Annotated in this window: 11 protein-coding genes; 9 read left to right on the top strand and 2 right to left on the bottom strand. The window is 68.2% G+C overall.

Annotated features, from left to right (window positions below):
- A partial coding sequence (locus VFA08_11125) for a SulP family inorganic anion transporter (GenBank protein ID HYZ14135.1) occupies positions 1-986 on the bottom strand: 986 nt, incomplete at its 3' end.
- Positions 987-1,090: 104 nt separating this feature from the next.
- On the opposite strand from VFA08_11125, the gene thrC reads away from it, so the two are divergent.
- Entirely contained in the window at positions 1,091-2,326 is a 1,236-nt protein-coding gene (gene thrC, locus VFA08_11120; protein HYZ14134.1) for a threonine synthase, read from the top strand.
- A gap of 13 nt (positions 2,327-2,339) precedes the next feature.
- Here the strand turns inward: thrC and VFA08_11115 are convergent, their stop codons facing one another.
- The gene (locus tag VFA08_11115; GenBank protein HYZ14133.1) at positions 2,340-2,792 is read right to left on the bottom strand and encodes a DoxX family membrane protein; all 453 of its coding nucleotides are present in this window, start codon (positions 2,790-2,792) and stop codon (positions 2,340-2,342) included.
- A 151-nt stretch (positions 2,793-2,943) separates the two neighbouring features.
- On the opposite strand from VFA08_11115, the gene coxB reads away from it, so the two are divergent.
- Genes coxB through VFA08_11075 form a run of 8 tightly spaced genes read left to right on the top strand, consistent with a single transcriptional unit; the run spans position 2,944 to position 10,858 of the window.
- On the top strand, positions 2,944-3,963 hold the full coding sequence (coxB, locus tag VFA08_11110; GenBank protein HYZ14132.1) for a cytochrome c oxidase subunit II: 1,020 nt from the start codon (positions 2,944-2,946) through the stop codon (positions 3,961-3,963).
- Positions 3,963-5,846, top strand: a complete 1,884-nt coding sequence (gene ctaD / locus VFA08_11105) for a cytochrome c oxidase subunit I (protein HYZ14131.1) — start codon at positions 3,963-3,965, stop codon at positions 5,844-5,846. The genes coxB and ctaD overlap by 1 nt, the downstream gene beginning before the upstream one ends.
- Positions 5,847-5,851: 5 nt before the next feature.
- Positions 5,852-6,475, top strand: coding sequence for a cytochrome c oxidase subunit 3 (locus VFA08_11100; GenBank protein HYZ14130.1), 624 nt, complete (start codon positions 5,852-5,854; stop codon positions 6,473-6,475).
- A complete protein-coding gene (locus VFA08_11095) occupies positions 6,472-6,888 on the top strand; it encodes a hypothetical protein (protein HYZ14129.1) in 417 nt (138 codons plus the stop codon). Before VFA08_11100 ends, VFA08_11095 begins: the two co-directional genes overlap by 4 nt.
- Positions 6,885-7,772 (top strand): cytochrome c oxidase assembly protein, encoded by an 888-nt coding sequence (locus tag VFA08_11090; protein HYZ14128.1) that lies wholly within the window; start codon positions 6,885-6,887, stop codon positions 7,770-7,772. Before VFA08_11095 ends, VFA08_11090 begins: the two co-directional genes overlap by 4 nt.
- Positions 7,769-8,572: a c-type cytochrome gene (locus tag VFA08_11085; protein HYZ14127.1), complete on the top strand. Its 804-nt coding sequence runs from the start codon at positions 7,769-7,771 to the stop codon at positions 8,570-8,572. The genes VFA08_11090 and VFA08_11085 overlap by 4 nt, the downstream gene beginning before the upstream one ends.
- A complete protein-coding gene (locus VFA08_11080) occupies positions 8,569-9,417 on the top strand; it encodes a Rieske 2Fe-2S domain-containing protein (GenBank protein HYZ14126.1) in 849 nt (282 codons plus the stop codon). Before VFA08_11085 ends, VFA08_11080 begins: the two co-directional genes overlap by 4 nt.
- On the top strand, positions 9,410-10,858 hold the full coding sequence (locus VFA08_11075) for a ubiquinol-cytochrome c reductase cytochrome b subunit (GenBank protein ID HYZ14125.1): 1,449 nt from the start codon (positions 9,410-9,412) through the stop codon (positions 10,856-10,858). The genes VFA08_11080 and VFA08_11075 overlap by 8 nt, the downstream gene beginning before the upstream one ends.
- The last annotated feature ends 18 nt before the right edge of the window (positions 10,859-10,876 follow it).

Genomic DNA, 10,876 nt, shown 5'->3' with positions numbered 1-10,876 from the left:
GCAAGCGCCGTGAGGCTGAGGGCGTGGTAGCCGGGGATCCCACCGAGCGCGCCGGAGACGACGTTCAGCACGCCGGCATCGCGAAGCTCCCGGTTCGTATCGAGGTCGCGATCCAAGACGACCTCGGTCCCACTGATGTTGTACGCGAGGGCGAGGACGGTGATCAAGATCGCGGCGACGATGCCGGGTGCCTGTTCGAGTAGCGCGATGGGGTCCGCGTCGACGATCGCGTTCGTCGACCAGGGCTGCCAGCTCGGAGCGTCGTCGAACGTCCCCAGGAGTAGCCACCCGTCCGAGCGCACCTCGTCGATCGACGATCCGGTCACCACCAGCCCGATCGCGAACGCCACCAGTCCCAGGCCGAGAACGACCGGGACGGTCAGGGGCCGCCTCACCACACGCTGCGAGACAAACAGGAACCCGCCGAAAACGACTGCCGGCACCCACCGCACGAGCGCGTCGCGCGAAAACAGATCGGCGATCGGGAGCAGGAACTGCGACTCGTTCACCGTGACGGCGACGCCGCCGCCGACGAGCAGCCAACCGACCCCTGCGAGGAATCCGCCGACGACCGGGTAGGGCACGAAGCGAACGAGATCGCCCCGCCGCCGAATCCCGAGCACGACGCTGGTGATCCCGGCCCCCACCGTGATGACCATGGTCGCCAGCACGACCGTGATGAAGTCGCGTGCGCCGCTTCCGAACGCGTTCAACGCCACGGGCGTGGCAAGGACCGTGAGGATCGCCGGTGTCGCGGCCTGGAGACTCCCGACCACGCCTCGGGTGCCCGCCCGCCAGGCCAGCAGGGCCAGCGCGATCGCCGCGGCCGTCACGTACAGGCCCACCCCGTCCGCGATGTAGCGCTTCAGCAAGCCGCTGAACACCAAGCCCGCAAACGACGCGGCCACGACGACCTCGACTGCGCCGATCACGAGCCCGATCGAAAGCGTGCGGAGCCTTCCTCCGGTGCCTTGCAGTTCGGACACGGCGTCGTCTCCCCCCGTCGCGGACGGGACTCTATGCAGTGACCTCTCGGGACGCATCTTCGACCGATGCGCGACCGTGCCTGGGCAGCTAGGCTGCTCGCCCCATGGCGACGATCGTTTCTCCCCTCGCCCTCGAGTGTCGGGAGTGCCGCGCGCGGTATCCCGTCGAGCCGCTCACCATCTGCGAAGAGTGCTTCGGACCGCTCGAGCCCACGTACGACCTGGATGCGATCGACGGCATCGACTTCCGAAAGCACGTCGAAGCCGGCCCGACGTCGCTGTGGCGGTACGAGTCACTGCTGCCCGGCGGGCCGGACGTCGACCGCGTCGACCTGGGCGCCGGGTTGACGCCGCTGCGCCGAGCCGGCCGTCTCGCCGATGCCCTCGGCCTGGAGACGCTGTGGATCAAGGACGACAGCGTGAACCCGTCCAACTCGTTCAAGGATCGGGTCGTGACCGTTGCGACCACGATGGCGCGCTCGTTCAGGTTCGAGGCGATCAGCTGCGCGTCCACCGGCAACTTGGCGAACGCGACCGCAGCGCACGCCGCGAAGATCGGGATGCCCTGCTACGTGTTCGTTCCCGACGACCTCGAGCGGGCGAAGATCCTCGCCACCGAGGCCTACGGGGCGAAGGTCGTCGCGGTCAACGGTTCGTACGACGACGTCAACCGTCTCTGCAGTGAGGTCGCGGACGCACTGCCTTGGGCGTTCGTCAACGTGAACATGCGCCCGTACTACGCGGAGGGGTCCAAGTCGCTCGGGTTCGAGGTCGCCGAGCAGTTGGGCTGGCGCCTCCCCGATCACGTCGTCGTTCCGGTCGCCTCGGGTGCGCTGATGACTAAGGTTCATCGCGCGTTCCGCGAGCTGGCAGCGATCGGTGCGGTCGGTGATCGGCCTTATCGGATCAGTGGCGCACAGGCCGAGGGGTGCTCGCCCGTCGCGCAGGCGTTCGCCTCGAACGCCGATGAGGTGCGACCCGTGAGACCGAACACCGTGGCCAAGTCGCTCGCGATCGGCAACCCTGCGGACGGCTGGTACGCGATCCAGACGGCGCGCTCCACCGGCGGTGTCGTCGAGGCCTGCACGGAGGCCGAGGTGCTCGAGGGCGTTCGACTGCTCGCTGAGACCGAGGGGGTGTTCACGGAGACCGCGGGCGGCGTCACCATCGCCGTCCTGAAACGCCTCGTCGACGCGGGCGTGGTGAAGCGCGGAGAGGAGACCGTCGCGCTCGTCACCGGCAACGGTTACAAGACCGTCGAGGCCCTCGAGGGCACGATCGAGCCGAGCTTTCGCATCGGGCCCGACCTCGACGAGTTCCTCTCCGCGCTCCGAACCTGAGGCGCGCTTCGCCTTAGGCGGCCTTGCGCTGTTCCTGTTCGAACTCGGACGCCACCGTCGTCACGCGGAACGCGGCCGCCAGGCGGTTCAGCGTGATCGCACCGACGAACAGCCCGAAGTCACGCAGCGCGATGTCGTAGTACTCCGGCGGCTCGGCCGTCAGCAGGTTGACGATGATCGCGCCGAGCCACGCGGCGACGACCAGGCTGCCCCAGCGCGGCGACAGCAGAACCAGCAGGCCGGCCGCGATCTCGATCCCACCGACCACGTACATGAACTGCTGCGCCGTGCCCGGCAACAGGTCGTTGATCCACGGAGCCAGGTAGTCCGGCCACTCGACCATGAAGTTGAAGAACTTGTCGATGCCGAACAAGATCGGCGCCACGACGAACGCCGTCCGCAGCAGAAGGAATCCCTGGAACGCGGGGTTCCTGAAGGTCCGGTCGGCGTGGTTCGCAGGTGCCATGCGCACGCGACATCACCTCCAACGCGCGTTCCTACCCGCGCCGGGCGGGGTCCTAACACTCCGAGCAACGACGCCGGCGCCCCCGTCGGCCGCTGCTTTCCCGGGCGTCGTCGGCCAGCGCCACTGCGACGAGCCGCGATACGGTTGCCCGGTGCGTCGACGGGCGAGGGTCGGCGAGGCACTGGCCACGATCCGGCGATGTGGCGGCCTGTCCGTCGTCATCCTCTTCGTGCTCGCCGCCTGCTCGGCCGAGTCGCCGTCGGTCTTGAGCCCGGAGGGCGACAGCGCCCAGCGGATCGACCGGCTGTGGTGGTCGATGCTGTGGATCTCGCTTGCCGTCTTGGCCGTCGTTCTCGGGATGATGGTCGCCGCGATCGTCCGCCGGAACCGGCGCGACGTGGAGATCGACCGCACGACGCCGCCGTGGGGAGACCCGTTCATCGTCATCGCGGGCGTCGCTGTGCCCGCCCTGATCCTCATCGCCGTGTTCGTCGTCTCGCTTCGCGACCTGGACGCGACCACCGGACAAGGTGACGCCACGCTCACGATCGACGTCATCGGTCACGTGTGGTGGTGGGAGGTGCGCTACCCGGGGGGAGCCGTCACCGCGAACGAGATCCACATCCCCACGGGCGAAACGGTGCGGTTCCGGCTGACGAGCGACGACGTGATCCACAGCTTCTGGGTGCCGGAGCTCGCGCCGAAGATCGACATGATCGACGGGCGGACGAACGTCCTCGACGTCCGCACCGACATTCCAGGAACGTACCGAGGCCAGTGCGCGGAGTTCTGCGGTCTCCAGCACGCGAACATGGCGTTCCACGTGATCGCCGAGTCGCGCGACGAGTTCGACGCGTGGTTGCAGAACGAGGCGGAACCTGCTGAGTCGGACACCGAGACGGCGTCGGGGCTCGACGTCTTCATGAGCTCGACGTGCGTCGGGTGTCACACGATCCGTGGCACGGAGGCTACGGGCACGCTCGGGCCGGATCTGACGCACATGGCGTCGCGGCTGACGCTCGCCGCGGGCACGATCCCCAATTCCCACGAAGACCTCGCGCGGTGGATCGAGGACCCCCAGTCGATCAAGCCGGGCAACGTGATGCCACCGACGGAGCTGAGCGATGCAGACCTCGACGCGCTCATCGACTACCTGGAGACGCTCGACTGATGGCGTCGTACGCGGAGCGGCTCGAGCTCGTCTGGCACGAGGGAACCGGGCTTTCCGCGTGGGCCGGAACGGTGGATCACAAGCGCATCGGTCTCCGCTACCTGTACACGGGCTTCCTCTTCTTCGTGCTCGCGGGACTCGAGGCGACGCTCATGCGCGTCCAGCTCGCGGCTCCTGGGCTCGAGTTGCTGTCGCCGCAGACGTACAACGAGCTCTTCTCGATGCACGGCGTCACGATGATGTTCCTGGTCGCGACGCCGATCCTTTCGGGGTTCGGGAACTACTTCGTCCCGCTCATGATCGGCGCGCGCGACATGGCGTTCCCGCGCCTGAACGCGTTCGGGTACTGGGTGTTCTTGGGAGCGGGCGTGTTCCTGAACTCGGCGTTCCTCGTGGGGCAGGCGCCGGACGACGGGTGGTTCAACTACCTGCCGCTCGCGAGCGAGCAGTTCACGCCGACCCTGGCCATCGACTTCTACGCGCTCGGGCTGATCTTCATCGGCATCTCGACGACGGCCGGGGCGATCAACTTCATCGTTACGATCCTCAAGCTCCGGGCGCCCGGGATGACGCTCAACCGCATCCCGATCTTCGTGTGGGGCGAGCTCGCGTTCGCGCTCACCGTCGTGTTCGCGCTGCCCGTGCTCACCGTGGCGAACGTGTTCCTGGAGCTCGAGCGGAAGTTCGGCTTCCACTTCTACGACGCCGACGGCGGCGGAGATCCGGTCCTCTGGCAGCACCTGTTCTGGTTCTTCGGCCATCCCGAGGTCTACCTGATCGTCCTGCCGGCGCTCGGCCTCGTCTCGTCGATCATCCCCACGTTCTCCCACCGCCCGATGGTCGGCTACACCTACATCGTCCTGGCCGAGCTGTTCATCTTCGTCATCAGCTTCGGCGTCTGGGTCCACCACATGTTCGCCGTCGGTCTCCCCACGATCGCCCTGGGCATCATCTCGGCGGCGAGCTTCATGGTGGTGATCCCGAGCGGCACGCAGATCTTCGCCTGGCTCGCGACGATGGTGTCCGGTCGGCTGGTGCTGTCGACCGCGATGCACTTCGTCCTGGGCTTTCTCGTGCTGTTCGTGATCGGGGGGCTCTCCGGCGCGATGTTCAGCGCCGTGCCGTTCGATCAGGCGACGACGGACTCGTACTTCGTCGTGGCGCACTTTCACTATGTCCTCGCGGGCGGCGCGATGTTTCCGATGTTCGCCGGCCTGTACTACTGGGGGCCGAAGATGCTCGGGCGCCTGCTCGACGAGCGTCTGGGCAAGATCAGCTTCTGGCTCATGTTCGTCGGGTTCAACCTGACCTTCTTTCCGATGCACATCGCCGGTCTGCTCGGACAGCCACGACGGACGTACACGTATGCATCAGGTCTGGGATGGGACCTTCACAACCTGCTCTCGACGATCGGGGTGTTCGTCATGGCCGTCGGCATCCTGGTCACGTTCTGGAACTGGTTCCGGAGCCGGGCACACGGCGAGCCGGCGGGCGAGGATCCGTGGAGCGGTGACACGCTGGAGTGGACCACGATGTCGCCGCCCCCCGAATTCAACTTCGCCACGATCCCGACCGTTCGAAGCCGCGAACCGGCGTGGGATCAGCCCGAGCTCCAGGGCGGTGCGCAACCACCCGAGAACGGTGGTCGTCCCCTCACCGATGGACACACCACGCTGGCGACCACGCTTGCCGACGCCGCGCCGCAGGCGATCGTCCACATGCCGCACGCTTCACCGTGGCCGCTGTTCCTCACGCTGGCGCTGATGGTCGCCTTCTACGGCGTCCTGCTCTCGTCGTGGATGGTGGCCGCCGTAGGCGCCATCGCGTCCGCGGGCACGCTCACGGGTTGGCTATGGCCGCGAGGGGAGACGCAGGAGACGTGAGCGCGATGGAACGCGACATCGAGCCCACCGGGCGCCTCGACGAGGTACTGCCGTCGTACGCGAACGGGTCCACTTCGTTCGCGTGGTGGGGGATGGCGTGGCTGATCGCGACGGAGGCGGCGCTGTTCGCGACGGTCATCGTGTCCTACTGGTACATCCGCTTCCGGTCCGGACCGACCTGGCCTCCCGACGGCATCGCGGCGCCCGAGCTCGCGCTCCCTCTCGTGATGAGCGCGATCCTGTGGTCGTCCAGCATCCCGGTGCACCTCGCGGACCGGGCCATCCGGCGCGGCGATCAGCGACGGTTGCGGTTCGGCCTCCTGGCGGGATGGCTGCTTGGCGCGGCGTTCCTCTCGTTGCAGTTCGCCGTTGAGTATCCGAGCGTCCTGGACGAGTTCACCGCGCGGACGAACGCGTACGGGTCGATGTTCTTCACGCTTACCGGATTACACGGGCTCCATGTACTTGTCGGCCTCGCGTTCTCCGTGTGGGTGCAGGTGCGAGCGTGGCGCGGCGCATTCGACGAGCGCCGGCACGTCAGCGTTCAGAACTTCGCCATGTACTGGCACTTCGTCGACGTCGTGTGGCTGTTCGTGCTCCTGACCGTCTACGTCTCGCCATACCTGTGATCGACCACACCCCTCCGGACGCGCCACGAGGCGACCGGACCTCACGGTCGACGTGGGGATGGCTCGGTCTGCTCGTCGGTCCGACCGCGTGGGCGGTGCAACTGACGGCCAACTGGGCATTCGGTGAGGTGATCGCCTGCTCGCCGGCCGCGCGACCTGCCGGCGCCGTCCTCGGCATCGAGGTGAACGAGTTCAACGCCATCGTCAACGTCGGGCTCCTGGCGCTTACGGTGGCAACAGGCGTCGGCGCATTCATCGAGCTCCGTCGGATCCGATCTATCCCGGACGCGACGCCCGGGCAACGGGCGACGTGGCTGGCGACCGCTGGCGTCATGACCGCCGCGCTCTTCACGTTGTTGATCGCCGTGAGTTTCATACCGCTCGGCCTGATCCAAGGATGTGAGGCCGTATGACGCTCGTCGCTCACGCGCTCGTCGGCCCCGACGACGTGTGGCGCGCATGGTCGTTCGACCCGTTGGTCATTTTCGGTCTCGCCACGGCGGCCGTCGTGTACGCGCTCGGCTCGATGCGGCTCCGCCGGTCGGGCCGATGGTCTGCTCGGCGCGGGGCGGCGTTCTGGGCGGGAACCGTCGCGCTCGGCGTCGCCCTCCTCTCGCCGCTCGATGCGGTCGCGGAGAGCCTGTTCTCGGCGCATATGACACAGCACGTGCTGCTCATCGTCGTCGCGGCGCCGTTGCTCATCCTCGGCAGGCCCGTCGCGACGTGGCTCGCGGCGCTTCCCCCCCGTTCCCGGCGAAGCGCCGCCCGCGCTCGAGCCGCGATCGCATTCGCCCCGCGCGTGCTCCGGCGACCGCTCGTCGCGTTCGGCATCGTCACGGTGGCGATGTGGAGCTGGCACGCACCGACTCTGTACGAGGCGGCGCTCGTGAGCGAGCCGGTCCACGCGCTGGAGCACGCATCGTTCCTGGTCGCGTCGATGCTCGCGTGGTCCGTGGCGTTGCGCAGGGAGCGACGAGACGTGTCGAACGCGTTCGGTCGCGCACTGTTCCTGGTCGCGTTCGCGCTCCAGGGAGCTCTCCTCGGCGCGCTGCTGGTGTTCGCGTCGACGCCGTTGTACTCGGTGCATCATGGCGGGCCGGCGTTGTGGGGACTGACCGCTCTTGAAGATCAGCAGCTCGCCGGGGCGCTGATGTGGATCCCGCCCGCGGCCGTGTACCTGGCGGCGATCGCCGCGGTGCTGCTCGGCGCCTTCCGCACGATGGACCTCCGCGCGGAGGGCTCCGACGTCAGGCTCCGCACCGACGGCCTCGACGTCGGATCGGCGAGGGTCAAGTGACCGCTCGCGCGGCGGTCTTCGTTGCGGTAGCGCTGGGATTCGCGACGGCGTGCACGTCCTTGAGTGACGAGCCGACGCCGTTCCGTCCTCCAGGCGTCACCTCCGACGTGAACGCGGAGCAACGCGGGCTCGAGCTGTACGAGCGCGATTGCGCATGGTGTCACGGCTCCGCCGGCGAGGGCACGTCGTTCGGCCCGGATCTGAACGGGCCGCTCGACGGGGGCGCCTACACGCACTTCATGCTGGCGACCGGGCGGATGCCGCTCGACGATCCTGGTATGAGAGCGGCCCAGGCGTCGCCCCGGTACGAGGCGGCGGACATCGACGCGATCGTTCGGCACGTCGAGACGTTCGGCGGAACCGGTCCGGGCGTGCCCACTCCGAGCCCCGCCGCGGGCGATCTCGCCGAAGGCGCGGAGCTGTATCTCGACCACTGCGCGGCATGCCACTCGTCGACGGCGGTCGGGGGTGCGCTCACGTCTGGGGAGGTGGTCCCCGACCTCGACGGCGTCTCTCCCGTTGTCGTCGCCGAGGCCATGCTCGTCGGTCCCGGCTGTCCCAACACGAGCCGGACGTGTGGCCCGGGCGAGGGTGCCATGCCGCGGTTCGACCTCGATGAGCGATCGGTGAACTCCATCCTGCGGTACATCGAGTACTTGCAGCGCCCCGACGACGAGGGCGGTGCGCCGATCGGCCGCGTCGGTCCCGTCGCCGAGGGCGCCGTCGCGCTCGGAGTCGGGGTCGTCGTGTTGCTGCTGCTCGCGCGGTGGATCGGCACCCGCACCGGTGACCGCGGATGAGGACCTCGACGAAGGGCGCGAGCGCCGTCGCGGCGGCGTTCGGCACGAGCGTGCTCGCCTCCGCCGGGCTGGCCATCGTCTACATCGCGGGCGGGAGCCCTCCGATCGAGGGCGCGCTGTTGCTCGTCGCGCTCGGCGGGATCGGCGTCGGGCTCGTCTTGTGGGCGAAGCGGTTCCTGCCCGTCGGTGACGACGTGCAAGATCGTGAGCCGCTGCCGTCGACGCCGGACGAGCAGGCACGAGCAAGCGACTCGTTCGGTGCGGGCGCAGAACTCGTCGCTCGCCGCCGGTTGCTCGTGCGGCTGGCCGTCGCGGCGCTGGGCGCCCTCGGCATCGCCGCGCTGTTCCCGATCAGGTCGCTTGGTCGCGCGCCGGGTGGAGCTTTGTTCCATACGCGATGGCGCGCAGGGGTTCGAGCGGTGGACTCGTCGGGTACGCCGGTGCAAGCCGCGAGCATCACACCCGGAACGGTCGTCACGGTCTTCCCCGAGGGATACGTCGGCGCCGCCGACTCTCAGACGCTGCTGATCGGTCTCGGACCGGGCGTCTACCGGCCGGTGGCTGGACGCGAGGATTGGGCTCCTGAGGGCGTCGTCGGCTACTCCAAGATCTGCACGCACGTGGGGTGCCCCGTCGGCCTCTACCAGCCGAGCGAGCATCTGCTGTTCTGCCCGTGCCACCAGTCGGCGTTCGACGTCCTCGCCGGGGCGCAACCGGTCGCGGGTCCGGCCGCGCGCCCGCTCCCGCAGCTCCCGCTGACGGTCGACGCGGCCGGCTACGTCACCGCCCGGGGCGACTTTCCCGAGCCGGTCGGTCCGGGGTTCTGGGATCGCGGTCGTGACTGACGCGATGCGAGAGGGTGCGGGGGGCTCAAGAAGCGAGCGCGAACGCGCGACCGTTCGCCCTCCGGGTGGAGAGGAGCCGCCCTTCCAGGATCGGATCGGCGCGTGGCTCGACGAGCGGTTGCACCTGTCGCGATTCGCCCGTCAGGCGCTCGACAAGGTGTTTCCCGATCACTGGTCGTTCATGTTCGGCGAGATCGCGCTCTACAGCTTCGTCGTCCTCGTTCTGACCGGCGTGTTCCTCGCGTTCTTCTTCGAGCCGAGCCTGACGCCGACGACGTACGTGGGGCCGTATGAGCCCCTCCGAGGGCTCGAGATGTCGGACGCGTACGCGTCGACGTTGAGGCTTTCGTTCGAGGTGCGCGCGGGTCTCGTGATGCGGCAGACCCACCACTGGGCGGCGCTCGTGTTCATCGGCTCGATCGTGGTGCACCTGTGCCGCGTGTTCTTCACCGGCGCGTTCCGAAGGCCGCGCGAGATCAACTGGGTGATCGGCGTCACGATGCTCCTGCTCGCGCTGCTCAACGGGTTCACCGGCTACTCCCTTCCCGACGACCTCCTGTCGGGGACCGGTCTACGCATCATGTATTCGGTCATCCTGTCGGTGCCGCTCCTCGGTCCATGGGCCGCCTTCCTTCTGTTCGGCGGAGAGTTCCCCGCTGAGCAGATCCTTGGACGACTCTTCGTGTTGCACATCTTCCTGGTGCCGGTGATCCTCGGCGCGCTGCTCGGCACCCACCTCGCGCTGGTGTGGCATCAGAAGCACACGCAGTTCCCCGAACCGGGGCACACGGAGGCAAACGTCGTCGGATCGCGTCTGTGGCCCACCTATGCGCTGAAATCGGTGGGGTTGTTCTTCCTCGTGGCCGCCGTGCTGACCGGCCTCGGGGGCCTCGTCCAGATCAATCCGGTGTGGTTGTACGGACCGTTCGACCCGTCGCAGGTGACCTCGCCGGCACAGCCCGACTGGTACCTCGGGTGGCTCGAGGGCGCGCTCCGCCTGTTCCCCAACTGGGAGATCCGAGCGTTCGGTTTCGAGATTCCCGAACCGTTCTTCCCCGCCGTCCTCGTCCCTGGGATCACGTTCGCCGTGCTGTACGCCTGGCCGTTCCTCGAGTCGCTGATCACGAAGGATCAGGCCGAACACCACCTGCTCGATCGTCCGCGTGACCGCCCGGTGCGAACGGCGTTCGGTGCCGGGACGCTGACCTTCTACGCGTCGCTGTTCGCGGCGGCGAGCAACGACCTCGTCGCCCACTGGTTCGAGCTCGACATCGGGACCGTGACATGGTTCTTCCGCGTGCTCGTGTTGGCATTGCCGCCCGCCGTCGCGCTGCTCACGTTCCTGGTGTGCAGAGCGTTGCGCGATGCGGGCGACGTTCGACTGACCCACCTTCCGCTGTCGTCGGTGTGGCGGCCGGGCGCGAAGTCGGCGCACCGCTGACGATCGCCGAGCCGCGTC

The organism is Actinomycetota bacterium (genome assembly GCA_035640355.1).
In the GTDB taxonomy this organism is placed as follows: domain Bacteria; phylum Actinomycetota; class UBA4738; order UBA4738; family HRBIN12; genus CALGFI01.
This window is presented reverse-complemented; position numbering and strand designations above follow the sequence as displayed.